Source organism: Actinokineospora sp. NPDC004072 (assembly GCF_053604195.1).
On the sequence record NZ_JBSGHB010000021.1, the window covers coordinates 1 to 24,980 of the forward strand.

The following is a 24,980-nucleotide window of genomic DNA, read 5'->3' on the forward strand; positions in this document are numbered from 1 at the left end:
AAGTGCCGCTAAACTTGCGGGGGCGTGAACGGGCTTCGCCCGCATCGCCGCTCTTCACGCCCAGCGGCGCTTCGCTTAGGGGTCCCCGCGAATGCGAGTTCACCCCATCGGACCCACCCGCCAAGCCGCGGGCCTGGACGGATGGCGGATTCATGGGCAAGGGGTGGGGGGAGAGGGAGAGGAGGGGAAGGAGGAAGGGAAGACAAGGAAGGTGGGGTGCAGCGGGTGTTGGAATGTGAGGGGATGGCCGCGGATCGTTAGGCGTTCTTCAGTTCTCGGGCGATGACGACTCGCTGGATTTGGTTGGTGCCTTCGAAGATCTGGGGGACCTTCGCCTCCCGCATGTACCGCTCCACGTTGAAGTCCCGCGTGTACCCGGCCCCACCCAGCACCTGCACCGCATCCGTGGTCACCTTCATCGCCGCATCCGTCGCCACCAGCTTCGCCACCGACGCCTGGCGCACGAAGGGCAGTCCGCGGTCCCGCCGCCGCGCCGCCTCCAGGTACGTCGCCCGCGCCGACTCCACCGCCGCCGCCATGTCCGCGAGCATGAACTCCACCCCCTGGAAGTCCGCGATCGCCCGGCCGAACTGGTGGCGGCCCTTGGCGTACGCCACGGCCTCGTCCAGGGCCGCCTGGGCCAGGCCGACGGCGCACGCGGCGATTCCCAGCCGTCCCGAGTTCAGCGACGTGAGGGCGATCTTCAGGCCCTCCCCCTCCGCCCCCAGCAGCCGGTCAACCCCCACCCGCGCGTCCTCGAACACCATCTGCGACGTCGTGGACCCCGTCAGGCCCATCTTCCGCTCCGGCGCAGCCGCCGTCAGGCCGGGCGTGTCCGCTGGGACCAGCAGGCAGCTGATGCCCTTCCCGCCCGTGTCCGCCGTGCGCACCATCGTCGTGTAGAAGTCGGCCTCGCCGCCGTGGGTGATCCACGCCTTGGTGCCGTTGACTACGTAGGCGTCCCCGTCCCGCACCGCGCGGGTGGACAGGGCGGCGGCGTCGGAGCCCGCGTGGGATTCCGAGAGGGCGTAGGCGCCCAGGAGATCGCCGCCGAGCATGTCCGGCAGGAAGCGGTCGCGCTGCTCGTCGGTGCCGTGCCCGGCCAGGGCGTAGCAGGACATCGTGTGCACCGACAGGCCCACGCCCACCGACATCCACGCGCTGGCGATCTCCTCGAGGACCTGCAGGTACACCTCGTACGGCAGCCCCGCGCCGCCCCAGCGCTCCGGGTAGGGCAGGCCGAGCAGGCCGCTGCGGCCCAGCAGGCGGAACTGCTCGCGGGGGAAGCGCCCGGCCTCCTCGTGCTCGGCCGCGAGCGGGGCCAGCTCGTCGCGGGCGATCTCCCTGGTCAGCTTCAGCAGGTCTTCGGCCTCGGTGGAGGGGAGAAGGCGCTCGGCGGGCATGCGGTCCTCCGATTGGACGATACTGTGAGCAGTACGCTAGGACGCCTCAGAGTACCGTGAGACCCTGGGGTCGTGACCAGACCCCGGCGCCCGCCGACCGCCCGCCAGGCCGCCGTGCTGGCCGAGCTGCTGGCGCTGTTCCTGCGCGAGGGCTTCGCCGGGTTCACCCTCGACGACCTCGCCGCCCGCCTGCGCTGCTCCAAGTCCACGCTCTACGCGCTGGCCCCGAGCAAGGAGCAGCTGGCCAGGCGGGTGGTCAGCCGGTTCTTCCGGGACGCGACCGAGCGGGTGGAGAAGCGGGTGGCCGCCGCGGGCGACGCGCGCGGGCGGATCGCGGCCTACCTGCACGCCGCGGCCGACGAGCTGAAGCCGGCCAGCGACCGGTTCGTCGCCGACGTCGCCGCCTTCCCCGCCACCCAGGCCGTCTACGAGCGCAACGCCACGGCCGCGGCGGCCCGCATCCGGGAGTTCATCCAGGAGGGGGTCGCCGAGGGCGTCTTCCGGGACGTGCACGCGCGGCTGGTCGGGGAGATGGCGGGCTGGCTCATCGAGGGCATCCAGACCGGGGTGCTGCGGCGGCGCGCGGAAGTCTCGGACGCCGAGGCGTTCGCCGCGCTGTCTGACCTGCTGCTGGGCGGTTTGGCGCGGCCGGGACGCCCGGATGCGCCGACAACCCTGTGATGCGTGTCCCAACGCTGCCGGAAGGCCGGGTCCACGGGTGTCCGGATTGGGCGCGGCGCACTAGCGTAGGGGGCTCAGGACCCCAACGGGGCGGTGCTGCGCCGCGGCGAGAACCCTGCCGCGGATCGCACCGGACCAGGCCCGCACCGGCTCGTCCGCGACACCGCCCTGTCCGAGTGTGAGAGGTACTTGCATGCCCGACGGGACCGCTGTGCCCACCGGCACCGAGCCGACCGCCACCCTGCGCTACCCCGGTGGAGAGCACGAGATGAAGGTGGTCCCGGCCACCGAAGGCACCTCCGGCATCGATCTGGGCAAGCTGCTCGCCAAGACCGACCTGGTCACCCTCGATCCCGGGTTCGTCAACACCGCCAGCTGCTCGTCCGCGATCTGCTACATCGACGGCGACCAGGGCATCCTCCGCTACCGGGGCTACCCGATCGAGCAGCTCGCCGAGCACTCGACGTTCCTGGAGGTCAGCTACCTGCTGATCTACGGCGAGCTGCCCACCCGCACCGAGCTGGACGACTTCACCCACAAGATCAGCAGGCACACCCTGCTGCACGAGGACCTGAAACGGTTCTTCGACGGCTTCCCGCGCGACGCGCACCCCATGCCGGTGCTGTCCTCGGCGGTGTCGGCGCTGTCGACCTTCTACCAGGACAGCCTGAAGCCGTTCGACTCCAACCACGTGGAGATCTCCACCATCCGGCTGCTGGCCAAGCTGCCGACCATCGCCGCGTACGCCTACAAGAAGTCCGTCGGCCAGCCCTTCCTCTACCCGGACAACTCCCTGGGCCTGGTGGAGAACTTCCTGCGGATGACCTTCGGCTTCCCGGCCGAGACCTACGAGCTGGACCCGGCCCTGGTCAAGGCGCTGGACCTGCTGTTCATCCTGCACGCCGACCACGAGCAGAACTGCTCGACCTCGACGGTGCGGCTGGTCGGCTCCTCCGAGGCCAACCTCTTCGCCTCCATCTCCGCGGGCATCAACGCCCTCTTCGGCCCGCTGCACGGCGGGGCCAACAGCGCGGTGCTGGAGATGCTGGAGGGCATCCGCAACACCGGCGGCGACGTCGAGAAGTTCGTGGCGCGGGTGAAGAACAAGGAGGACGGCGTCAAGCTGATGGGCTTCGGCCACCGGGTCTACAAGAACTACGACCCGCGCGCCGCCATCATCAAGCGCACCGCCGACGACATCCTCGGCAAGCTCGGCGGCGACGACTCCCTGCTGGACATCGCCAAGCAGCTGGAGGAGCACGCCCTCAGCGACGACTACTTCATCGAGCGCAAGCTCTACCCGAACGTGGACTTCTACACCGGGCTGATCTACCGGGCGATGGGCTTCCCGACGAAGTTCTTCACCGTCCTGTTCGCCCTGGGCCGCCTGCCGGGCTGGATCGCCCACTGGCGGGAGATGATGAACGACCCGGCCACCAAGATCGGCCGCCCGCGGCAGGTCTACACCGGCCACACCCTCCGCGACTACAAGTCCCTCGCCGAGCGCTGAAGCCGCTCGCCAGCCGGGGCCGTCCCATTCGCCGGGGCGGCCCCGTTCCGCGTCCTGCGGCCGTCCACTGTGGACCTAGCTGCGGCGCAGGGCGTCGGCCAGGGCCACCCGGGGGCCGGTGCGCAGGGCGGCGCGGGTGTAGACGCGGGCGCCGAGCCAGGACAGGGCGGCGACGGCGGCCAGCGCCGCGGCGACCGCGACGGCGATCTGCCACGCCGGGGCGACGCCCAGGGCGATGCGGCCCGGCATCATGATCGGCGACAGCGGCGGGAGCAGGGACAGCACGGCGGTGGCGGTCCCGGTCGGCGCGCGGGAGAGCATCCCGAAGCCGAGCACGAACGCCAGCACGAGCACCAGGGTGATCGGCAGCAGCACCGCCTGGGTCTCCTCCTGGCGCGACACCAGCGACCCGGCGGCGGCGAAGACCGTGGCGTAGAGCAGGAACCCCAGCAGGTACCAGACCACGCCCCAGACGAGCGTGCCGATGGCGGCGCCGGGGATCGCCAGCACCCCGGTCGTCAGCGCCAGCAGCAGGCCCACCAGGGCGATCGCGGTGAACTGGGCCAGGCCGACCAGGCCGAGCCCGACGACCTTGCCCAGCAGGAGCTGCCACGGCCGCACGGTGGCCAGCAGCACCTCGACCACGCGGCTGGACTTCTCCTCCACCACGCCCTGGGCGACCATCGCGCCGTAGAACAGCAGCGCCAGGTACAGCAGCGCGACCGCGACCAGCGCCACCGCCAGCCGCTGGTCGCGCTGCGGGTCGGGGCTGGTGAGGGTGTGCACGTCGATGGTCGAGTCGGCCACGGTCGAGAGCACGCGGTCGGCGTCGAGGTCCTCCACCGCGGCCAGTTCGGCGCGCAGGACCTGGTCCTGCACCAGGCCGTTGAGCACCTTGCGCAGGTCCTCGTCGAGCGCTTCGCGCACGACCACCCGCAGGGCGGCGGGGGCGCCGCTGACCAGCACGTCCAGCTCGCCCGCCGCGACCTGGGCCTCGCCAGTGGGCACGTCGGGCACGGTGGTGGTGTCCACGTCGATGCCGCGCGCCCCGGCCTGGGCGACCAGCGGGGTGGCGATCGCGGCGGCCTGGCCCGCCAGGCCGACCCGGCTGCGCTCGACGGGGGAGAACAGCGTGCTCTGCATGAGCACCAAGCCGACGAGCACGACCACGGCGGCGACGGTGCTCACCGCGAACGACCTGGTCCGGAGCCGGGCGTCGATCTCGCGGCGGGCGATCAGCCACACCGTGCTCGCCGGGCCCACCAGCTCTCCCCTCGCCGCGCCGTACCCGGGCCATTATCCCGCCGCCGACCCGTTCCGGGGGCTCGGGTGCGCCTGCAAACGAGTTGGTCGAATCACTCCCGCCGGGGAACCGGGCGGGAGATGCTCCGTCCAACACGATGATCCGGGTTGGACCATGGGAGGGCCGGGGATGAAGCCCGAGCAGTGGCTGGCGCAGTACGACGAGAAACTCCAGGCCGTGGCCAAGAGCGCGCAGAAGACCGACAAGGCGCTGCGCGAGGTGGGCGGGGTGGCCACCTCGCCCGACGGCGAGATCACGGTGCGGGTCAGCGCCAACGGCGCGACCACCGGCCTGGTGCTGCGGCCGGGCGCCCGCGAGATCGAGCCCGAGCAGCTGGCCAGGGTGATCATGGAGGTCACCCGGCAGGCCCAGCGCGACGCCGCGGCCAAGGTGGTCGACACGATGCGCGAGCTGGTCGGGGAGGGCCCCGCGCTGGAGGTCGTGAAGTCCCACCTGCCGGAGGGCTTCCGCGGCGACGGCGCCGACGAGCCGATGGACCTGGTCAAGCACCGCGACACCCGCACCGACGACGAGTACTTCGACAACCCGCCGGAAGTCGTCAACTAGGACAGGGGAGCGGCTCTCATGGGCAGTGGATTCAACGTCAACGTCGCCGAGGTCCGGGGGCACTCGCGCACCGTGGCCGACTGCTCGGCGCAGGTGGACGGGGCGCGGAACCTGGCGCAGCAGGTCTCCGGCAACGCCTACGGGCTGATCGGCAGCTTCTTCGCCTCCGCGCTGCTGTCGGCCTGCGGGGACGTGCTGGAGGGCATCGGCCGGGTCGCCGCCGCCGTCGACGACGTGCGGCAGGGCCTGGAGGCCGTCGCCGACGACTACGAGGCCATCGACCTCGGCAACGCGGCCACCTTCACGGGGAGGACGAGGTAGTGACCACCGTCAGCTTCACGCCGCAGGGCAGCGGCGAGCAGGCCGCGAGCACCATCGCAGGCAACGTCCGGGCCGCGCGCGCCGCGATCGACAGCGGCGACTGGCTCGACGCGGGCATGGCGATCACCAACGTCGCGATGGACGTCATCAACATCGCGGGCGACCCGCTGGGCGCGGCGGCCAGCGCCGGGTTCGGCTGGATCATCCAGCACATCTCGTTCCTGCGGGAGCCCTTCGACGCCCTGCTCGGCGACGCGAACTCGATCATGGGCAGCGCCCAGGGCTGGAACCGCACCGGCGACCAGCTCGCCGCGACCGCCCAGCGCTACCGCCAGGCCGCGCGCGAGGAGACCTGCAACTGGCACGGCTCGGCGGGCGACGCCTACCGCAACGCCAGCTCGACGCAGGCCGAGGGGCTGGAGGCGCTGGCCCAGGTGAGCCGGGCCATCGGCCAGGCGGTCACCCAGGCCGGGCAGCTGCTGGCCGAGGTCCGCAACACCGTCCTGCAGATGATCAACCAGTGCGTGCAGCGGGTCATCATGATCATCATCGAGGCGCTGTCGATGTCGTGGCTGAGCTTCGGCGCCTCGATCGCCCGCGGCATCGCCCAGTCGGTGCAGACGGCGGTGCAGACCGCGCAGAAGATCATCTCCAAGGTCCAGAAGTTCGTCTCGTCGCTGCAGAAGATCCTGCAGACGATCCAGAAGATCGTGAACCTGGCCAAGTCGGTCAAGCAGCTGCTGGAGACCATCGGCGGGCGGGCCAACACCTCCCGGCGCTCCCCGGCGCACCAGGCGACCCCGGTCGACACCTCCGGCATCGACGCCGCGGCCAACCGCAGGTACACCAACCCCAGCGCGGTGTCCGGCCCGACGTACGCGCAGGGCGCGGTGCCCGGCTACAGCTACGACCAGTACCGCCCGGGGACCCCGGCCGGGCAGCCGTCCTACGGCTCCCCGGCGCCGGTGCCCGGCTACGGCGGGTTCCAGCCGGTGCCCGGCGGGGGCCAGCGCCCCGGCGGCTCGATGCCGCCGCCGCCCGGCCGCCCGTCGCCCTACGGCCCCAGCGGCCCGCCGCCGACCCCCGGCGCGCCCGCGTCCCGGGTCGACCGGGCGCGGTGGATCGGGTCGGCCGTGGAGATCCTGATCAACCACGGCGTCCCGCCGGAGCGCATCGACGCCGGGCAGATCGCCCAGATCGTCGACCGCCTCTCCGGCGGCAACCCGCACGCGATGGACATGGGCCACCCGGCTGCGGGCGAGGGCACGCCGCCCAAGGGGCTCATGCAGCTCACCGACCCGCAGTTCCAGCAGCACCAGGTGCCGGGGTACCCGAACATCTGGGAGCCGGTGGACAACCTGCTGGCGGGCGTGATGCACGTGCTCGCGCAGTGGGGGTCGCTGATGGCCGCCCTGGAGGCCCCGGTCCGCTGACCCGGTGATCTCGGCGCGGCCACCCCGTCCCCCGGGGTGGCCGCGCCGTTTCTACGCCAACCCGTCCAGCGCGCGGGCGACCAGCTCGGCCACGACCGGCTCGGCCTCGGCGCGCTCGGCGGGGACGAGGCCGACGCGGGTGCGGCGGTCCAGCACGTCGTCGGCGGTCATCGCGCCCTCGGTGCGCACGGCCCACACCACCTCGGCCGCGGTGATCTGGCTGGTCGGGGTGATGGGCTTGGCGAGGTCGGGGTCGAGCTGGGCCATCGCGTGGATGCGCACGGCGTCGGTGCCGTGCCGGGAGACCAGCCAGTCCGGAGCATCCAAAGTGGTCAGATGGGCGCGGGGGGCGGCGCCGATCAGGGGGAGGTCGCGGGTGGTGGACCGGCCTGCCTGCAAGCCTGCCCTGCGGACGGCCGCGTCCACCGCGTCGGCCGCCATCTTGCGGTAGGTTGTCAGCTTGCCGCCCACGACCGTGATGACGCCGTTGGCCGCGGTGAGGACCGCGTGGTGGCGGGAGAGGTCGGCGGTGCGCTCGCCGGGGTTGTGCAGCAGCGGGCGCAGGCCCGCGAAGGAGCCCAAGACGTCCAATTTGGACAGCGGGCGGGACAGCGCGGCGCTGGCGATGCCCAGCAGGAAGTCCACATCGGACTCCGGGACGGCGGGCACGTCGGTGATCTCGTCCACGGGGATGTCGGTCAGGCCGAGGTAGACGCGGCCGTCGGACTGGGGCAGCAGCAGCGCGAAGCTGCCGAAGCGGTTCGGGACCGGGATGGTCAGCGCCGTGCCGCCGATGCCCAGCCCGCGCCCGTCGAGCACCAGGTGCGACCCCCGCGACGGGCGCAGCCGCACCTCGTCGACCAGCTCGCCCGCCCACACCCCGGTCGCGTTGACGACCGCCCGGGCGCGGACGCGGACCTCGTGGCCGGTCACCTCGTCGAGCAGCTGCGCCCCCTGGCCGTCGAGCATGAGCGCGCGGACCCGGGTCAGGATGCGCGCGCCCCTGGCCGCCGCGGTCCTGGCGAGGGCGACGACCAGGCGGGCGTCGTCGACGACCTGGCCGTCGAAGGAGAGCAGGCCGCCGCGCAGGCCGGTCCGCCGCAGGCCGGGCGCCAGGGCCAGCGCCTCGGCGGCCGAGACCCGCCGCGGCCGGGGCAGCACGGCCGCGGGCGTGCCCGCGAGCCTGCGCAGCCCGTCGCCCGCGGTGAGCCCGGCGTAGGTCAGCGCGGCGGCCTGCGGGGAGACCTGCGGGGTCAGCGGCACCAGCTGGGGCAGCGCCCTGGTCAGGTGCGGCGCGGTCCGGGTGAGCAGCACGTGCCGCTCGGCGGCGCTCTCCGCGGCCAGCCCGACATCGCCCTTGGCCAGGTACCGCAGCCCGCCGTGGATGAGCTTGCTCGACCACCGCGACGTGCCGAACGCCAGGTCGCGCGCCTCGACCAGGGCCACCGACAGCCCCCGCGCCGCGGCGTCCACCGCCACCCCGGTCCCCGTCGCCCCGCCGCCGACGACCAGCACGTCGACGGTCTCCCCGGCGATGGCGGCCAGGTCGGCGGCCCGCCTGCGGGCGTTCAGGGCCGAGCTCCTCATGCTGGCTCCTCCGGGGTCGGTCGAGACTGCGGATGGGGTGGCGCGCTCGTCATGCCCGCTCCTCGGGGGCGGGGCGCAGGGCGGCGTCGAGGAGGTGGGTCAGCTCGGCCAGCAGGGCGTCGGCGGGGACGTCGGCGGTGGCCGGGGTGAGCGACAGGGCGAAGGACTGGACGGTGAGCAGGAGGGTGCGGGCCTGGACGGCGGTGTCGGCGCGGCGGATGGAGCCGTCGGCGTGGCCCGCGGTGAGCTGGCTGACCAGGTAGGCCTCCGCGATCTTCTGCGTGCTGCCCAGCCGCTCCACGATGTAGGGCAGGACCAGGGCGCCGTCGCGGTCGAGGACCGTGCGCATCAGGGGGTCGGCGGTGATGGCGCGCACGCCTGCCACCGCGCCCATGACCAGGCGGTCGCGGGCGGTCTCGGCGTCGGCCACGCCCGCGGCGGCGCGGGTGAGCAGCGCGCCGAACTCGCGGGTCATCAGGGCGGCCAGCAGGGAACGGACGTCGGGGTAGCGGCGATACAGGGTCATGCGGCTGACCCGCGCGCGGCGGGCGACGTCGGTCAGCGTCGTGCGGCGCACGCCCTGGGCCAGGACGCAGTCCCGGGCGGCGTCGAGCAGCACGCGGTCGTCCACCCTGGTCGCAGGCGGGGTGTGACGTTTCCCTGTCATGTGTCACACTCTAGCGCGTGACCCACCTGCCGGACCACCTCGACCCGCACGTCCGCGCCACGTGGACGCCCGACGGCGCCGCCGACGCCCAGCTGCCCCCGCACGCCGCCCGCTGGCTGCGCTCGCGGATCGGCCTGCGCGAGGCGCGCACTCCAGTCACCCATCCTGACGTGCCCGCCTCCGCACTGCCCGGCGAAGCCCGCGCCGCGCTGGCCGCGGTCGTCGGCGATGAGCACGTGCTGGTCGACCCCGAGGCCCGCTCGGCCCGCGCGGGCGGGCTGTCCTACCTGGACCTGCTCGCCCGCCGCGGCGCAGGCGAGGTCGCCGTGCCCGACGCCGTGGTGCTGCCCGCCGACCCCGACGAGGTGCAGCGCGTGCTGGAGTCCTGTGTGGAGCAAGGGATCGGGGTGGTGCCCTTCGGCGGCGGCACGTCGGTGGTCGGCGGGGTGAAGGCGCTGCGCGGGGACAAGGCCGCCGTGGTCGTGCTCGACCTGGCCCGCCTCGACCGGCTGGTCTCGGTCGACCCGGTCTCGCGCATCGCCGTGCTGCAGGCCGGGGTCGTCGCCCCGGCGGCCGAGCGGCTGCTGGCCGCGCACGGGTTCACCCTCGGCCACCTCCCGCAGTCCTTCGAGCGGGCCAGCATCGGCGGCTTCGCCGCGACCCGCTCCTCCGGCCAGGCCAGCGCGGGCTACGGCCGCTTCGAGGCGATGGTCGAGGGCGTGCGCGTGGCGACCCCGCGCGGGCAGTGGCGGCTCGGCGTGGCCCCCGCCTCCGCCGCCGGGCCGGACCTCAAGCAGCTCGTCGTCGGCAGCGAGGGCGCCTTCGGCGTCATCACCGAGGTCGCCGTGCGCGTGCGGCCGATCCCGAAGGCCGAGCGCTACGAGGGGTTCGTCTTCGACGGCTGGGCCGCGGGCGCGGCGGCCGTGCGCGCGATCGCCCAGGACGGCGGCCGGTGCTCGGTGGTGCGCCTGTCCGACCCGCAGGAGACCGAGGTCGGCTTCACCCTCAAGGGCGGTTGGAAGATCACCGCGCTGCGCCGGTACCTGCGGCTGCGCGGCATCGCCGAGCCCTGCCTGCTGGTGCTGGGCTGGGAGGGCCGCGACGCCGCCGACCTGGCCGCCCGCCGCCGCGCCACCCTCCGCCTGATCGACGGCCACCTCCCGCTGGGCCGCGCCGCGGGCGAGGCGTGGCGGCACGGCCGCTTCGCCGGGCCCCGCCAGCGCGACGCGCTCATGGACGCGGGCGTGTGTGTGGAGACGCTGGAGACCGCCACCCACTGGTCCCGCCTCGACGCCCTGCGGACGGCGGTGCGCACGGCCCTGCTGGACAGCCTCACGACCGCCGAGCGCACGCCGGTCGTGGCCTGCCACATCTCGCACAGCTACGAGACCGGCGCGTCGCTGTACTTCACCGTCCTCGTCCCGCGCTCGGCCGACCCGGTCGGCCAGTGGACCGCGGCCAAGCAGGCCGCGTGCGAGGCCATCACCGGCCTGGGCACGATCAGCCACCACCACGCCGTGGGCGTCGACCACGCCCCGTACCTGGCCGCGGAGATCGGCGAGCTGGGCGTGGGCGTGCTGGCCGCGGTCAAGCGGGAGCTGGACCCGACGGGGGCGCTGAACCCGGGGAAGCTGGTCGCCGCACCACCCCCAGGGCGATGATCCCCAGCAGCCCGCCCGCGAACAGCAGCGACGCCTTGGTCCCGCGCGAGCCGACGGCCTGCTCGCAGATGCCGATGTAGTCCACCGTCAGCGAGCGGATGTCGTGGCCGAGGTCATCGACGATCCAGGCCGTCTCCACCCCGCCGACGGCGTTGCCGCAGGTCACCGACCGCGCCGCGGCGGGGTCGGGACCGGCGACCCGGACCGGGACCAGGGCCAGCGCCAGGCCGAGCAGCAGGGCCAGCAGCGCCAGCACCCCGGCGAACCGGCGGGGGGTGAGCGTGATCTGGTCCAGCGGGTCGACGGTCATGCCCCAGAGAGTGGACCATTCACCCGGTCTTTGTCATCCGATCGGCTGATCGCGCGCTCCGCGCCCAGGGTCACCGCGGCAGCGTGCACGACGCCCGCGATCCGCAGCGCCTCGTGCACGGCGTCGGCGGCCAACCCGGCCGCCCGCAGCCGCCGCCCGTGAGTCCGCAGGCACGCCTCGCACCCGCCGATCGCCGACGCGGCCAGCGCCCACAGCTCGAAGTCGAGCTTGTCCACGCCGGGCCGGGCGGTGACCCGCATGCTCAGCCGGGCGGGCAGCGCGGCGTAGTCGTCGTCCATGAGGTGCTTGGCGCGGTAGTACACATTGGTCATCGCCATGATCGATGCGGCGGCCTTGGCGGCGGTCACCACCGGCTCCGGCAGGCGCCCGGCGGCTTCGGCCGCGATCTCGGCCAGCACCTGCGGATCGCGGGCGGCCACCGCGCAGGCCACCGCCGCGCCCCACGCCTGCGCGTCGGTCAGCGGCGAGCCGCCCAGCACCGCGCTGAGGTTGCGCTTGGTGTCCGCGGCGTACTCCGGGAGCGCGGCGATCAGCGCGGCGAGCGACATGGCGTCATCCTTCGCGTCATGGGCCTTCCCGAGCGGGGGAACCGACCCACGTTCAGGTGATCGAGGTTGCCCGAGCCGCGCGGTGGCGCGATTTTGGTCCCATGAAGCCGCAGGACCTCATCGGACACGACGTCTACGACCCGGAAGGCGAACGCATCGGCCGCGTGGGCACGGTGTACGTCGATGGGGTGACCCGCGAACCCGAATGGGTCACCGTGCGGACCGGCCTCCACGGCCACAAGGAGACCTTCGTCCCGCTGCGCGGCGCGCAGAGCCAACCGGACGGGCTGCGCGTGATCGTGCGGCTCGACGTGGTGAAGGACGCGCCGCAGGCGCCGCTGTCCGACGCGGTGGAGCTGTTCCGCTACTACGGTTTCCCCGAGACCGACCCGCCCGTGCCGATCCAGCGCGGCCCCAAGCCCTCGGACATGCCGCGCAAGCGGGCGCGCTGACCCCGCCCTCACCGCCAGGGCCCGTCCAGCTCGCGCATCGCGGTGACCGGCGGCAGCCAGGTGTAGGTCCACGCCATCCCGCCGTCGGCCAGCGCGACCCGCACCCGGGCGTACTCCGGCCCCTCGTAGTCGTCCAGCGCGGCGAGCGCGGCCCCCGACCGCAGCGGCACGCGCCACCCCTGGACGGTCGAGCCGCCGCCGAGCAGCAGCGCGGGGTAGCCCGACCCGGTGTCGTACAGCCGCCCCGCCAGCGACGCGGGCCGGGCGGGGCCGTCGGCGTGCGGGGCCAGCAAGCCCCACGCCGCCGCGCCGGGCTGCAGCGTGCCGTAGACGAACAGCGAACCGGGGAAGTCGCGCGGATCCGGCGAACCGGACACCGGGGACGCATCGAGCCCGTCGTCGTCCGCGGTCGCGCCCACGAGGTGGACCGCGTCGCCCTGCGGCACCGCCGAGCACGGCACGGGCGAGCCGCGCACCAGCAGCGGGCGGCGGATCTCCCGCGCCCCCACGTAGGCCAGCACCCGGTCCCAGGTCGCGCCGTCCTCAGTGGACACCGCACCGGTGCGGACGGCGGCCAGGTGGTAGCGGTCGCCGCGGCCCTCGCACTTGTCGAACGCCGCGACCTGGTCGGCGGCCGCCATGACCAGCGCGTGGTCCTCCACCACGCCGGGCGCGGCGGCCAGCACGGCCGGGCGCTGGTCGTCGACCACCCGCAGCCCGGCCGCCCACACCGCCGACACCCCGCTCGTGCGGGCGCGCAGCACCACGACCGGGCCGCCCAGCCCGTGCGCGGCGCGCAGCCAGGTCAGCTTGGACGGGCAGGCGTTGGACCCGTAGGACAGCAGCGGGACCCGCTCGGCCAGCGGCGGGGCGGACCGCCGCGCCAGCCAGGCGTCGAGGTCGTCGGGGCCGACCCGCCAGCCGCTGCCCGCGGCCGGGTCGGGGGCCAGCGGGAAGCCGCGGCCGTCGAGGTGGGCGAAGGACACCGGCGGGCGGGCCCCGGGGTACGGCACGGCGGGGTAGTCGGCGTCGGTGAACACGTCAGGCTTCGGCGTCCAGCTCGGCGAGGAAGTCCGCCCAGAAGCCCTCGACCGTGCGTTCGAACCGGATGCCCAGCTCCAGCGTCTTGACCTGCCAGCGGTCGGCCCGGTCGACGATCTGCTCGTGCTGGGCGAGGTAGCCGTCGGCCCGCGCCTTGTGCGACTCGTAGCGGTCGCGGGCGAGCCTGCGCAGGTCCTCGGGGGTGCCGAGGGTGGAGAAGAACAGCTTGAGCAGGCCGATGTCGCGCACCTCGGTCTGCTCGCGGCTGCCGGTGGCCAGCCACTCGGCCAGCGCGGCGCGCCCGGCCGGGGTGATCGAGTAGGTGCGCTTGCGCCGCCCGCCCTCCTCCACGGCCGCGGTGACCAGGCCGTCCTCGGCCAGCCGGGCGGGCTCGTCGTAGAGCTGGGAGTGGGCGAACGCCCAGAAGTTGCCGATCGTGAGCCCCACCCGCTGCTTGAGCTCGTAGCTCGTCGCGGGCGCGTAGGACAGCATCCCTAGCACCACATAGGACGTGGCGTTCAGCTTGCGGGCCCGTTTGCCCGATTCGGTCGGCAGCCTGGTCACCTCCTCGCTCAACCAGGACAGCGCAGACCCTACCCACCCCGCCGCCGGGCGGGGACCGCCTCCGGTGCGGCCCGGGACCGCGGGCCGCACCGGGGCCCGCGGTCAGTCCAGGCGCGTGACGTCCAGTCTGCCCTCGGCGTGCTGGGCCCGCAGGACCTTCTTGTCGAACTTGCCGACGCTGGTCTTGGGCACCTCGCCGATGAACGCCCAGTTCTCCGGGAGCTGCCACTTGGCGACCTTCCCGGCCAGGAACTCGCGCAGCTCGGCGGGGGTGGCGGTGGCGCCGTCGCGGAGCACGACGGTCACCAGCGGGCGCTCGTCCCACTTGGCGTCCGGCACGCCGATGACCGCGGCCTCGGCCACCGCGGGGTGGGCCATGACGTGGTTCTCCAGCTCGACCGAGGAGATCCACTCGCCACCGGACTTGATGATGTCCTTGGAGCGGTCGGTGAGGGTGAGGTAGCCGTCCGGGGTGAGCGTGCCGACGTCGCCGGTGCGCAGCCAGCCGTCGCGGAACTTCTCGGCGCCCTCGCCGTCCTCGTCGAGGCGGTAGTACGAGCCGGTGATCCACGGCCCGCGCACCTCCAGCTCGCCGACGCTGGTCCCGTCCCAGGGCAGCTCGGCGCCGTCGTCGCCGATCAGCCGGGCGCGCACGCCCGCGGGCAGGCGGCCCTGGGTGTAGCGGTAGCGCCAGGTCTCCTCCTCGGGCAGCCCGGCGGGCGGGCGGGCCACCGAGCCGAGCGGGGAGGTCTCGGTCATGCCCCAGGCGTGGGTGATCTGCACGCCGTGCTTCTCGGCGAAGGTGTGCATCATCGACGGCGGGCACGCCGCGCCGCCCACCACGACCTCGCGCAGGCTGGAGATGTCGCGCGGGGCCTGCTCCAGCGCGGCCAGCACGCCCTGCCAGATGGTCGGCACCGCGGCCGAGTGCGTCGGCTTGAGCGCCTCGACCATCGCCAGCAGCGGCTCCGGCTGCAGGAACCGGTCGGGCATGATCAGCGACGCCCCGCACATGAACGCCGCGTACGGCATGCCCCAGGACATGGCGTGGAACTGCGGGACGATGACCAGCGAGGTGTCCGCGGGGGACAGGCCCAGGCCGTCGCTCATGCAGACCTGCATCGAGTGCAGCCAGATCGACCGGTGCGAGTAGACGACGCCCTTGGGGTTGCCGGTGGTGCCGGAGGTGTAGCACATGGCCGCCGCCGAGCGCTCGTCCACGTCGGGCCAGTCGAACTCGGCGGGCTGGGCGGCCAGCAGCTCCGCCCACGAGTGCACCTGCACGCCGTCGGGGGCCTGCAGGGCGCCCGCGTCGCCGTTGGCGACGATGACGTGCTCGACGGTGCGGAAGGTCGGCAGGACCTTGGCCAGCAGCGGCGCGACCGTCGCGTCGACGATGACGACCTTGTCCTCGGCGTGGTTGGCGATGTAGGTCAGCTGGTCCGGGAAGAGTCTCAGGTTCAGGGTGTGCAGGACCGCGCCCATCGCGGGCACGGCCAGGTAGGCGGTCTGGTGCTCGGCGTTGTTCCACATGAACGTGGCCACCCGCTGGTCGCCGGTCACCCCGAGGCCCCGCAGCGCATTGGCCAGGCGCGCGGCGTCCGCGCCGATCTCGGCGAAGGTCGCGGTGCGCGCCCCCGAGCCGGTCCAGGTGCTGACCGTGCTGGCCGCGTGGATCGTGGAACCGTGCCGCAGCAGCGTTCCGATGGACAGGTTGCCGTCCTGCATGGTGCTCAACATCGTCGCTCAAGCTCCCTGGCGCGTACTGGCGAGTAGGGGGTGACTGTAGTGCGCCGGTGTGGCGCGCAACACCGTCCGCCGGGTAGTTGATCATGCTGTCACGCTCCGTCGCCAGGCGCTGACGGACGCTCCACAGGAGATTTCCGCGTGTCGGGGGTATGTTGCGACCCGAGGTGTCGTTTACTGGCCAAAGGCACCCGGGCAGGCCGGGTGGCGCCGCTGACCACGGGTGGGACGACAGCCTCCCGCGGTGACCGTCGGTAGTCGCGGTGCCGCACACCAGATGTGACCCCGCCGCCGCAAACGGCGGGGAGGGAATGAAAGGACAACTACGTTGGCTCTGCCCACGTTGACCCCCGAGCAGCGCGCCGAGGCGCTCGCCAAGGCAGCCGAGGCCCGCAAGGCGCGCTCGGAACTGCTCGCGTCGATCAAGGCGGGGGACAAGACCATCGCCGACGTGCTCGGCAAGGCGAAGGACGACAAGACCATCGGCAAGACCAAGGTCGCCGCCCTGCTCAAGGCCGTCCCCGGCCTGGGCCAGGTCAAGGTCGCCGCCCTCCTGGAGCAGGCGGGCATCGACCCCGACCGCCGCGCCGCAGGCCTCGGCGACCGCCAGCGCGCCGCCCTCATCGAGGCGCTCGGCTAGATCAGGACGAAGGTCCTCTTCGCAGGTGGGCACCCCTCCCGGGTGCCCACCTGCCCCTTTCCGTGGCCAACGCCACCCCCGCCCGTTCCGTCCCCCACCTCACCCGTAGGCATGATGAGGACGTGAACAAAGCGGACCCCGCGAGCGGGGAAACCACCCCCAGGGACACACCCCGCCCCAACCGGGGGCAGTCCGCCCTTTCGTTCCAGGCTACCGACTTGGCGATCTTGTCAATAGGGGTCGGCGGCCAGCCTGTGGATAACTCGACGGCTCGGACCAGCCCGGATGGGGTCGATTCGGGCTGGATCGGTCTGTCCGGGGGCGAGCGGGTTAGGGCAGGCTCGTTGGCGGTCGATCGGGTCTGGGGCGGCTCATTCGGGGGCGATGGGATCTGGGGCGGCTCGTCCGGGGGCGGCCGGGTTCGGGTGGGCTCTTTCGGAGGTGGGCGGGTCCGGGGTGGCGCGTTCGGGGGCGAGGGCGTTCGGGTTGGCTCGCCCAGGGGCAGTCGGGTTTGGGTCGGCTCGTCTGGGGGCGACCGGGTTCAGGTCGGCACGTCTGGGGTTGACCGTGTTTGGGGCGGCACGGCCGGGGTCGGGCGGGTCTGGGGTGGTTCATGTGGTGGCCACCGGGTTGGCTCATCACCGAGGGGCGACCGATCCTGGGGCGGCTCGTCCGGGGCTGACCGGGCTCGGGTTGGCGCGGTCCGGGTTGATCGGGGTTGGGTTGGCTCGTTCGGAGGCGACCGGGTTCGGGTCGGCTTGTCCGGGGTTGATCGGGGTTGGGGTGGTTCGTCTGGGCTCGGGCGGGTGCGGGTTGGCTCAACGGGAGGTGGCCGGGGTCGGGTTGGCGCGTTGGGGGTTGATCGGGCATGGGGTGGCTCGTCTGGAGGCGGCCGAGCCCGGGGTGGCTCGTTCGGAGGTGACTGGGTCTGGGGCGGCTCGTTCGGAGGTGACCGTGGCTGCGGTGGCTCGTTCGTAGGCGACCAAGTTCGGGTTGGTTCGTTGGGGGGCGGTCGAGGCCGGGGTGGGGCGGTTGGGGTTGATGGGGGTTGGGGCTTGTTCGGTGGGGGGCGGGTTGGGGGTGGCTCGGTCGTGGGCGGGCCGGTTGGGGATGGCTTGGTCGTGGGCGGGCCGCTTTGGGATGGCTTGGTCGGGGGCGGGCTGGTTTGGGGTGGCTCGGTTGTGGGTGGGCCGCTTTGGGATGGCTTGGTCGGGGGCGGGTTGTCGGCGTCGGGGGGGTGCTCGTGAGTCGGGAGCTTGTGGGGCGGTATGGGGTGGGGGACTTTTTGCTGGCGGGGCCCACCACCACCGTGCACGCGACCGGTTGCCAGGCCGTTGTCGCGGAGACGGATGCTGAGGAACTGGCTGGGCAGGTGCGGAAGCTGCTTGTTGACACGGGGGCGCCGGTGGCGGTCGGGGCGTTGCCGTTTCTGCCGGGGGTCGCCTCCCACGTGGTCATCCCCGAGAGCGCAACCAAGGCGGGGCCCGCGCAGGCGCCGCCTGGGGCCAAGCGCGCGGGCGTGCCGGTGGCGCGGCGGGCGGTGCCTGCTGAGCGGGAGTACGAAGCGGCCGTCGCGGCGGCGGTGCGTGCCCTGCGTGAGGGGGATGAGCTGCGGAAAGTGGTGCTCGCCCGGACGATGGAGTTGGACTTCGCCGCGCCTGTCGACCTGCCCGCGCTGCTGCCGGGGCTGGTCCGGGCCAACCCCCGCGGCTACACCTTCGCCGCCGAGCTGCCGACCACGACCCTGGTCGGGGCCACCCCCGAGCTGCTGCTGTCCCGCTCCGGCCGCACGGTCACGGCCAACCCGCTGGCGGGCACGCTCCCGCGCGGTGCGGACCCGGTGGCCGACCGGGCCAACGCGCAGGCGCTGCTGGCCTCCGCGAAGAACCTCGACGAGCACCGGGTCGTGGTCGACGCCGTGGTGGAGACCATGCGGCCGTTCTGCACCTCCGTCGCCGTCGAGGGGCCTGACCTGGTGGAGACGCCCACGGTGTGGCACCTGTCCACCCGCGTCACCGGGGTGCTGGCCGACCCGGACGTCTCGGCGCTGCGGCTGGCCGCGGCGCTGCACCCGACCCCCGCCATCTGCGGCACCCCCACCGCCACCGCGCTGGACACCATCGACGCGCTGGAGCCGTTCGACCGGGGCTTCTACAGCGGGGTCGTGGGCTGGTGCGACGCTGACGGCGACGGCGAGTGGGTCGTGGCGATCCGGTGCGCCGAGGTCGCGGGCGCGCGGATGCGGCTGTTCGCGGGCGCGGGGATCATGCCCGCCTCCGACCCGGCGGCCGAGCTGGCCGAGACGTCGGCGAAATTCGGCACGCTGCTGGGCGCGTTCGGAATCGATCCGGTGTGACAACAATTCCGCTACCGGCCGGTACGGAAATCGTGAATTCCGCGTTACAGTGCTGCGATGGGCGCTCCGACGATCATGTCGCCGCTGCCTCCCGAGCTCGCCGAGGTGGCGAAAGCGCAGCTCGGACGGCTGCAGGCGCTGGCAGACGAACTCGCCGCGCTCCTGCGCGATAAAGAGGAGTTCTACCGGCGGGTGGACGAGGCCGCCCCCGCCGAACTGCGCAAGGTCTGCGAGGTCAACCTCCGCAACGCCTTCGCCGCCTTCCTCGAATGCCGCGACGTCGACCTCGGCTGCGCCCGCAAGACCGCGCGCGCCCAGGCCCGGCTGGGTATCCCGCTGCCCGCCGTGCTGCGCGCCTTCCGGATCGCCGGGACCTTCTCCTACGAGGCGATCGTCGAGCGGGCCATCCCGCCGGGGACGATCACCCCGGAGCAGCTGCTGCCGGTCAGCAACACCGTCTGGCGGATCATCGACGCCTACTCCGAGGCCATCGCCGCGGCCTACGCCGAGGTGGCCGCCGAGAGCGCCGGGCACGACGAGAAGGCCCGCGCCGCACTGCTCGACGGCCTGCTGGAGGGCCGGTTCACCCGCCCGGCCGAGCTGGACGACGCCGCGCGCGGCCTCGGCCTGCCGGTGAACGGCCCCTTCGTGGTGGTCTACGCCGACGAGCCCGGCCCGGCCGCCGCGCTCGACCCCGGCCGCTGGCGCGCGGCCTGGCGGCGCGGGGCCGAGGCCGAGGTCGGCGTGGTGGTCGTGGCCCGGGCGGTCGACCTGCGCGGGCTGCGGCAGAGCCTGGACCGGGCCCCGGGCGCGGTCGGCATCAGCCCGCCGGTCGCCGGGCTCGGCCTGCTGCCCGCCGCCCTGCGCCGGGCCCGCATCGCCCGCGGCTGCCTGGCCCCCGGCGAGCGCGGCGTGGTCGCCTTCGGCGACCGTCCACTCACGACCCTGGTCGCGGGGGCGCCGCAGCTGGCCAGGGAGCTGGCCCGCGACGTGCTGGCCGACCTGCTCGCCCTCCCCGCCGCCGAGCGCGACGTGCTGCTCAAGACGCTGCGGGTGTGGTTCGCCGAGCACGGCTCGGCCAAGGACGCCGCCGAGCGCCTCTTCGTCCACCCCAACACCGTGCGGTACCGGATCCGGCGCGTGCAGGAGCTGACCAGGCGCGACCTGGCCGACCCGCGCGGGTCGGCGGAGCTGTACCTGGCGATCGAGGCGCACCGCCTCGACGGGTAGCCGCGCCGGGATTTGTGCGCGCGGACAGAGTTGGTTGTCCCGATACCCCGTTCGGCCCACGGCGCAGCGGCTGAACGGGGGCGCGCGGGCCGGTCGGCGCGCGGTCGCCGGGAACTGGTCCGCCACCGGGGCGGCCCAGGCCCTACCGTTGGGTAACCCGCCGCCCTGGAGGTCGAATGCAGGCCACTATGGACGTCCGATGAGGACGCTTCTGTCGGTGGTGGTGCCCGCGCGCAACGAGGAGCGGCGGCTGCCCGCCAGCCTGGTGGGCCTCGGCATGGCCCTGCGCGCCCACGCCGCGGAGATCGTGGTGGTGGACAACGGCAGCACCGACCGCAGCGCCGACGTCGTGCGCGCCCACCGCGGGCCGGTGCCGGTGCGGCTGGTGCACTGCCCGGACCCCGGCAAGGGCGCCGCAGTGCGGGCGGGAGTGCTCGCCTCGACCGCGCCCTACGTCGGGTTCTGCGACGCCGACCTCGCCGCCAGCGTCGACGCCATCGGCCCGGTCGTGGCCCGGCTGCTGGCGGGCGTCGACGTCGTGGTGGGCTCGCGGGCGCACCCGGACTCGGACGTGCGGGCCCGGCACAGCGCGCTGCGGCAGGCGGGCGCGTGGGTCTTCCGCCGCGCCGTCGCCTCGGTGGTGCCGGGCATCGGCGACACCCAGTGCGGGTTCAAGTTCTTCGGCCGGGCCGTCGCCGAGGCCGTCTTCGCGCCGCTGCGCACGACCGGCTTCGCCTTCGACGTGGAGGTCCTGGCCCGCGCCCAGCGCATGGGCGCGGTGATCGAGGAGGTCCCGGTCCGCTGGACCGACGTGCCCGGCTCGACCTTCCACCCGCTGCGCGACGGGTACGCCAGCTTCGCCGCCCTCGGCCGCATCCGCGCGGTGCTCGCCGCCGAGCCGCAGGCCCGGGTGCTGGTGGAGGCCGCGTGATCCTGGCGGGCAGGCGCGTGGCCGTGGTCAACTGGCGCGACCGCGGGCACCGGCTGGCGGGCGGGGCCGAGGAGTACGCCCACCGGATGGCCGACGCCCTGGCCGCGGCGGGCGCCGAGGTGGTGTTCGTGACCGCGCGCGACGCCGGCCAGGCAGCGCGCGGCGACGGTGTGGTGCGGCGCGGCGGCCGGTGGACGGTCTACCCGTGGGCGCTGCTGTGGCTGTGGCGCGAGCGCGGGCGGCTGGACGCGGTCGTGGACTGCCAGAACGGCATCCCCTTCTTCAGCCCGCTCGTCGTCGGCCGGGGCACCGCCGTCGTCCAGGTGGTCCACCACGTGCACGACGCGCAGTTCGGCGTGCACTTCCCGGCCTGGCTGGCCGCGGTCGGCCGGTGGCTGGAAGGCCCCGCGGCGCGCCGGGTGTACCGCCGGGCGACGACGGTCGCGGTGTCGCGCTCGACGGTGGCGGCCATGCGCTCCCGGCTCGGCTGGACCGGCCCGATCCGCGTGGTGCACAACGGTGTCGAGCCCGTCGCGGTGCCGCCCCGCCGCGACGCGCGGCCGACGCTGGTGTGCCTGGGCAGGCTCGTCGCGCACAAGCGCGTCGACCGGCTGATCGAGGTGGTCGCCGAGCTGCGTGAGCGCTGGCCGGACCTGCGGCTGCACGTCGTGGGCGGCGGGCCGATGGAGCACGCGCTGCGCGAGCGCGCCGCGGGCCTGGGCGGCGCGGTGGTCGTCCACGGGTTCGTCCCGCCGCGGCGCAAGTCCGAGCTGCTGGGCCGGGCCTGGCTGCACGTGGCGCTCTCCGACGGCGAGGGCTGGGGCCTGTCGGTGCTGGAGGCGGCCGCGCACGGCGTCCCGACGCTGTGCCGCGACGTCGACGGGCTGCGGGATTCGGTGCGCCCGGGGGAGACCGGGTGGCTGGTGCCCGACGGGCGCGTCGCCGACGCGCTGCACCGGGCGCTGCTGGACCTGGCCGACCCGGCGGTCGCCGCGGTGTTCGCCGCCCGCTGCCGGGCCTGGGCGGGCCGCTTCGACTGGGCGGGCAGCGGGGCGGAGTTCACCGCCGTGGTGGCGGAGCTGGTGGGCGGTCGGGTCGGGGTGACGTCGTTGTGAACGTTGAGGAGGACAGGGTGCGTCGAATCGTTGGCCTCGTGCTGCTGGGGCTGGGGGTGTTCGCCGTCGCGGCAGGCCTGCTCCTGCAGTTCTACGCCTATCCGCGGCTGGCGAAGGCGCCGCACGACATCAACACCGTCTCGGTCGCCCGGGGCAGCGGGATCACCGCGCTGGTGTACGTGGACAACGGCGGGGTGGGCAGCCCGGAGATCCGCCGCGACCTGGCCCTCACCTCGACCACGCGGGTGACCGGCGACCTGCGCGCCCCGGAGGTCCAGGTCGACGGTGACGTGACCGCGTGGGTGGAGTCGGCCATCGTGGTGGACGACGCCTCCGGGCTCGTGGTCTCCGGCGGCGTGCGGTCGCTGTGCCTCGACCGCGGCACCGGCGAGGCGGTGGCGCCGTGCGAGGGGCAGTACTACGAGGACGCCCCGGGCGTGCGGACCGCGGGCACGCGCGGCGAGGTCCAGCAGCCGGGGCTGAGCTTCAAGTTCCCCTTCGGCACCGAGCCGCGCGACTACCGGTGGTACGACACGCGGATCAAGACCGCGCCGCCGATCCGGTTCGTCGGCGAGGCCGAGGTGTCGGGGCTGGCGGTCTACCAGTTCTCCCAGGAGATCCCGCCGACCGCGATCGCCCAGCGGGACGTTCCGGGCTACCTGCTCGGCGTCGATGAGCAGACCGTCCAAACCGAACTGTTCTACGAGGTCACCCGCACCCTGTGGGTCGATCCGCTGACCGGCAAGGTGATCGACGGCAGGCAGGACATCAAGCAGGAGCTGCGCACGCCCGCCCAGGGGCCGGGCGAGGGCGTCTACGTGTTCAACGGGACGCTGGAGCTGACCGACGAGACCGTCGCGGCGAACGTGGCCGAGACCGAGGCGAACCACTCCTCGCTGTGGGTGATCACCACCCTGCCGGTGATCCTGTGGATCGCAGGCGGCGTCGCGGTGATCGCGGGACTGGTCCTGCTGGCGACCGGACGCGCCCGCAGGTGACCGGAACGCCGAAGGGGGGACGTCGTCGACGTCCCCCCTCCGGTGCTGCCCACGCTTTTTCAGCGGATTCCGTAGTCCACGACGCCGCCGGAGCCGTTGGGCGCCGGGGCGTCGCGCAGCACGCCGTCGAGGTCGCGGTCCGGGCCCGCCGCCGCGGTGAGGGCGAAGACGCCGCCGACCGCGATGGCGACCGCCGCCAGGACGGTGCCCGCCGCTGAGATCCACTTGCTCACGTTGACTCCTCGCCACGTCGGTTCCGGCCAAATCTACCGGCCGGTATCACTTGCCACAACAGGGTTCCCGCGATGACCAGCAGGTAGATTCCGTCCGCTGCCAGCACTGCCGCCGCGGGTGGGCCCAGCTCCGGCGGCGGGGCCACCGGTCCGGGCACGCGGTAGAGCGAGAGCCACTCGCCGCGGTGCGCTTCCTCCAGCACGGCAAGGGTTCTCGGGTCGATCGAGCCCGGCGTGCCGTGCTCTACCAGGACCCAGCCGATGCCGAGGTCGGCCAGATTCCCTTGGGCGGCAAGCGCCTCGCGGACCGCGGGCAGTCGCGGGTCCTCGCCGGGGACGGGGACGCCGCCGACGTGGACCGTGTCGTCGATGACGACCGGGCGGGGCAGGTAGCGCGGCGCGGGGTCGAGCTGGGTGCGGTGGCCGTTCCAGCCGTACTGCCGCAGCGCGCCCAGCGGGAGCGCGAGCACGTCGCCGGGATGCGGGTCGTCGGCGACGATCTGGCGCACGTGCGCCCAATCCGGCGGGTAGTCCACCGCGGCCAGCGCGCCCCAGCCGCCCCACGCGAGATCGGGGAGCAGGGCGAGCGGGACGAGCGCGACCACCGCCCGCTCGGCGGCCAGCGCGACGCCCAGCGCCAGCGGCAGCGCCCACCAGGCGACCCACTTCTGCGCGTCGCGCAGCAGCCCCGCGCCCGGCACCTCGGCCACCGCCCAGCGCAGCACCTCGGCCAGGCCGGGCACGGTGGCGGACAAGGAGATCAGCACGCCGAGCCCGGCGAGCAGGAGCAGGGCGCGCACCGGGCGCGTCCCCCACCTGCGGGCCAGGCGGGCGCAGCCGACCAGCGCGACGGCGGTGAGCACCGCGGTGACGACCGGGACCACCGGCAGCGCGCGGCTGGCGGGCACGGCGTCGGCGTTCCAGAACCCGCCCAGCCCCAGCACGGACATCACCGGCCCGCCCCAGTTCTCCGCTCGCGCGGCGAAGAGGTCGACGGCCTCCGGTGCGGACACCACGGCCGCAGGCCGCAGCACCGACGGCACCCACCACGGCGCGTTCAGCACCACCGCCCCCGCCGCGACCACGGCGAGCCGCCGCCTGCCCGTGGCGGCGAGCGCGGCTCCTGCGGCGATGAGCCCACCGGTGGGGGTGATCGCCGCGGGCACGCACCACAGCAGCAACCGCCCCAGCGCCCGGTCGTCGCCCCCGCGCACCGCCAGCCCCGCGGCCACGATCCACGGCAGGCAGGCGTAGGCCAGCAGGTAGGGCCAGTGGCCCATGAGCAGGCGTTCGGCGATGTACGGCGTCCACCCGTAGAAGACGGCCGCCACGATGCGGGGGCCGAGCGCCGGGGTCGGCACCAGCCTGCCCGCGCCGTACGGGCCGAGGAACAGCGCGGCGGCGAGGAGGAGCTGCTGGACGACGTCGCCGGGGAGCAGGGCGGTGGCCAGGGCCATGTAGGCGTCGGCGGGCACCGAGCGCGCGGGGGTCGAGCCGAGGCCGAGCGCGTCGGGCAGCAGGTCGTGCCGGGGCGCGAAGACCATGTCGTAGCTCAGGACGAAGCCGCGGCCGAGCACCGGGGCCAAGATCGCCAGCGCCAACAGGGCGCACACGGCGGGAAGCGCTATCGCCGCTGCCCTGCTCTGGTTAGAGTGCATGGTC

The 24,980-nt window shown here is 74.0% G+C and carries 24 protein-coding genes; 13 read left to right on the top strand and 11 right to left on the bottom strand.

Annotated features, from left to right (window positions below):
* Positions 1 to 257: 257 nt before the first annotated feature.
* Complete coding sequence (locus ACWEPX_RS27070; RefSeq protein WP_451900062.1) at positions 258 to 1,403, bottom strand: acyl-CoA dehydrogenase family protein; 1,146 nt, start codon at positions 1,401 to 1,403, stop codon at positions 258 to 260.
* A gap of 72 nt (positions 1,404 to 1,475) precedes the next feature.
* On the opposite strand from ACWEPX_RS27070, the gene ACWEPX_RS27075 reads away from it, so the two are divergent.
* Entirely contained in the window at positions 1,476 to 2,084 is a 609-nt protein-coding gene (locus tag ACWEPX_RS27075; protein ID WP_451900063.1) for a TetR/AcrR family transcriptional regulator, read from the top strand.
* Positions 2,085 to 2,277: 193 nt separating this feature from the next.
* A complete protein-coding gene (locus ACWEPX_RS27080; RefSeq protein ID WP_451900064.1) occupies positions 2,278 to 3,594 on the top strand; it encodes a citrate synthase in 1,317 nt (438 codons plus the stop codon).
* Positions 3,595 to 3,669: 75 nt separating this feature from the next.
* On the opposite strand, the gene ACWEPX_RS27085 is transcribed toward ACWEPX_RS27080, so the two are convergent.
* Positions 3,670 to 4,857 carry an ABC transporter permease gene (locus tag ACWEPX_RS27085; protein WP_451900065.1) on the bottom strand — a complete coding sequence of 396 codons (1,188 nt, stop codon included), beginning with the start codon at positions 4,855 to 4,857 and terminating at the stop codon, positions 3,670 to 3,672.
* Positions 4,858 to 5,026: 169 nt separating this feature from the next.
* Here ACWEPX_RS27085 and ACWEPX_RS27090 point away from each other — a divergent pair, with 169 nt between their 5' ends.
* From ACWEPX_RS27090 to ACWEPX_RS27100, 3 genes are read left to right on the top strand one after another with little or no spacing between them, the layout of a single operon-like run.
* On the top strand, positions 5,027 to 5,464 hold the full coding sequence (locus ACWEPX_RS27090; RefSeq protein WP_451900066.1) for a YbaB/EbfC family nucleoid-associated protein: 438 nt from the start codon (positions 5,027 to 5,029) through the stop codon (positions 5,462 to 5,464).
* A gap of 18 nt (positions 5,465 to 5,482) precedes the next feature.
* Positions 5,483 to 5,785 carry a type VII secretion target gene (locus tag ACWEPX_RS27095; protein WP_451900067.1) on the top strand — a complete coding sequence of 101 codons (303 nt, stop codon included), beginning with the start codon at positions 5,483 to 5,485 and terminating at the stop codon, positions 5,783 to 5,785.
* Complete coding sequence (locus ACWEPX_RS27100; RefSeq protein WP_451900068.1) at positions 5,785 to 7,218, top strand: WXG100-like domain-containing protein; 1,434 nt, start codon at positions 5,785 to 5,787, stop codon at positions 7,216 to 7,218. The genes ACWEPX_RS27095 and ACWEPX_RS27100 overlap by 1 nt, the downstream gene beginning before the upstream one ends.
* Before the next feature lie 51 nt (positions 7,219 to 7,269).
* Here the strand turns inward: ACWEPX_RS27100 and ACWEPX_RS27105 are convergent, their stop codons facing one another.
* Both ACWEPX_RS27105 and ACWEPX_RS27110 read right to left on the bottom strand, forming a co-directional pair.
* Positions 7,270 to 8,805 carry a glycerol-3-phosphate dehydrogenase/oxidase gene (locus tag ACWEPX_RS27105; RefSeq protein ID WP_451900069.1) on the bottom strand — a complete coding sequence of 512 codons (1,536 nt, stop codon included), beginning with the start codon at positions 8,803 to 8,805 and terminating at the stop codon, positions 7,270 to 7,272.
* Between the two features lie 49 nt (positions 8,806 to 8,854).
* A complete protein-coding gene (locus ACWEPX_RS27110) occupies positions 8,855 to 9,472 on the bottom strand; it encodes a TetR/AcrR family transcriptional regulator (RefSeq protein WP_451900070.1) in 618 nt (205 codons plus the stop codon).
* A 17-nt stretch (positions 9,473 to 9,489) separates the two neighbouring features.
* Between ACWEPX_RS27110 and ACWEPX_RS27115 the strand changes: the two genes are divergently transcribed.
* On the top strand, positions 9,490 to 11,133 hold the full coding sequence (locus ACWEPX_RS27115; RefSeq protein WP_451900071.1) for an FAD-binding oxidoreductase: 1,644 nt from the start codon (positions 9,490 to 9,492) through the stop codon (positions 11,131 to 11,133).
* Here the strand turns inward: ACWEPX_RS27115 and ACWEPX_RS27120 are convergent.
* Both ACWEPX_RS27120 and ACWEPX_RS27125 read right to left on the bottom strand, forming a co-directional pair.
* Positions 11,060 to 11,443: a hypothetical protein gene (locus ACWEPX_RS27120; protein ID WP_451900072.1), complete on the bottom strand. Its 384-nt coding sequence runs from the start codon at positions 11,441 to 11,443 to the stop codon at positions 11,060 to 11,062. The genes ACWEPX_RS27115 and ACWEPX_RS27120 overlap by 74 nt on opposite strands.
* Complete coding sequence (locus tag ACWEPX_RS27125; RefSeq protein WP_451900073.1) at positions 11,440 to 12,012, bottom strand: carboxymuconolactone decarboxylase family protein; 573 nt, start codon at positions 12,010 to 12,012, stop codon at positions 11,440 to 11,442. The genes ACWEPX_RS27120 and ACWEPX_RS27125 overlap by 4 nt, the downstream gene beginning before the upstream one ends.
* A gap of 101 nt (positions 12,013 to 12,113) precedes the next feature.
* On the opposite strand from ACWEPX_RS27125, the gene ACWEPX_RS27130 reads away from it, so the two are divergent.
* Positions 12,114 to 12,464, top strand: a complete 351-nt coding sequence (locus tag ACWEPX_RS27130) for a PRC-barrel domain-containing protein (RefSeq protein ID WP_451900074.1) — start codon at positions 12,114 to 12,116, stop codon at positions 12,462 to 12,464.
* A gap of 8 nt (positions 12,465 to 12,472) precedes the next feature.
* Here the strand turns inward: ACWEPX_RS27130 and ACWEPX_RS27135 are convergent, their stop codons facing one another.
* The 3 genes from ACWEPX_RS27135 to ACWEPX_RS27145 form a co-directional block, all read right to left on the bottom strand.
* A complete protein-coding gene (locus tag ACWEPX_RS27135) occupies positions 12,473 to 13,504 on the bottom strand; it encodes a gamma-glutamylcyclotransferase (protein ID WP_451900075.1) in 1,032 nt (343 codons plus the stop codon).
* Position 13,505: 1 nt separating this feature from the next.
* Positions 13,506 to 14,081 carry a PadR family transcriptional regulator gene (locus ACWEPX_RS27140; RefSeq protein WP_451900076.1) on the bottom strand — a complete coding sequence of 192 codons (576 nt, stop codon included), beginning with the start codon at positions 14,079 to 14,081 and terminating at the stop codon, positions 13,506 to 13,508.
* A gap of 90 nt (positions 14,082 to 14,171) precedes the next feature.
* On the bottom strand, positions 14,172 to 15,809 hold the full coding sequence (locus ACWEPX_RS27145; RefSeq protein WP_451900077.1) for a long-chain fatty acid--CoA ligase: 1,638 nt from the start codon (positions 15,807 to 15,809) through the stop codon (positions 14,172 to 14,174).
* Between the two features lie 334 nt (positions 15,810 to 16,143).
* On the opposite strand from ACWEPX_RS27145, the gene mihF reads away from it, so the two are divergent.
* The 6 genes from mihF (at position 16,144) to ACWEPX_RS27175 (ending at position 23,085) form a co-directional block, all read left to right on the top strand.
* Positions 16,144 to 16,455 carry an integration host factor, actinobacterial type gene (mihF, locus tag ACWEPX_RS27150; protein ID WP_451900078.1) on the top strand — a complete coding sequence of 104 codons (312 nt, stop codon included), beginning with the start codon at positions 16,144 to 16,146 and terminating at the stop codon, positions 16,453 to 16,455.
* A gap of 1,420 nt (positions 16,456 to 17,875) precedes the next feature.
* Positions 17,876 to 18,811, top strand: coding sequence for an isochorismate synthase (locus ACWEPX_RS27155; protein ID WP_451900079.1), 936 nt, complete (start codon positions 17,876 to 17,878; stop codon positions 18,809 to 18,811).
* Positions 18,812 to 18,868: 57 nt separating this feature from the next.
* The gene (locus ACWEPX_RS27160; protein ID WP_451900080.1) at positions 18,869 to 20,041 is read left to right on the top strand and encodes a PucR family transcriptional regulator; all 1,173 of its coding nucleotides are present in this window, start codon (positions 18,869 to 18,871) and stop codon (positions 20,039 to 20,041) included.
* Between the two features lie 199 nt (positions 20,042 to 20,240).
* Positions 20,241 to 20,972: a dolichyl-phosphate beta-glucosyltransferase gene (locus ACWEPX_RS27165; protein ID WP_451900081.1), complete on the top strand. Its 732-nt coding sequence runs from the start codon at positions 20,241 to 20,243 to the stop codon at positions 20,970 to 20,972.
* Positions 20,969 to 22,087, top strand: a complete 1,119-nt coding sequence (locus tag ACWEPX_RS27170; RefSeq protein WP_451900082.1) for a glycosyltransferase family 4 protein — start codon at positions 20,969 to 20,971, stop codon at positions 22,085 to 22,087. Before ACWEPX_RS27165 ends, ACWEPX_RS27170 begins: the two co-directional genes overlap by 4 nt.
* 17 nt (positions 22,088 to 22,104) lie before the next feature.
* Positions 22,105 to 23,085, top strand: a complete 981-nt coding sequence (locus ACWEPX_RS27175) for a DUF3068 domain-containing protein (protein WP_451900083.1) — start codon at positions 22,105 to 22,107, stop codon at positions 23,083 to 23,085.
* Between the two features lie 59 nt (positions 23,086 to 23,144).
* Here the strand turns inward: ACWEPX_RS27175 and ACWEPX_RS27180 are convergent, their stop codons facing one another.
* Entirely contained in the window at positions 23,145 to 23,318 is a 174-nt protein-coding gene (locus ACWEPX_RS27180; protein WP_451900084.1) for a hypothetical protein, read from the bottom strand.
* Positions 23,315 to 24,931 (bottom strand): hypothetical protein, encoded by a 1,617-nt coding sequence (locus ACWEPX_RS27185; protein ID WP_451900085.1) that lies wholly within the window; start codon positions 24,929 to 24,931, stop codon positions 23,315 to 23,317. Before ACWEPX_RS27185 ends, ACWEPX_RS27180 begins: the two co-directional genes overlap by 4 nt.
* Positions 24,932 to 24,980: the final 49 nt, after the last annotated feature.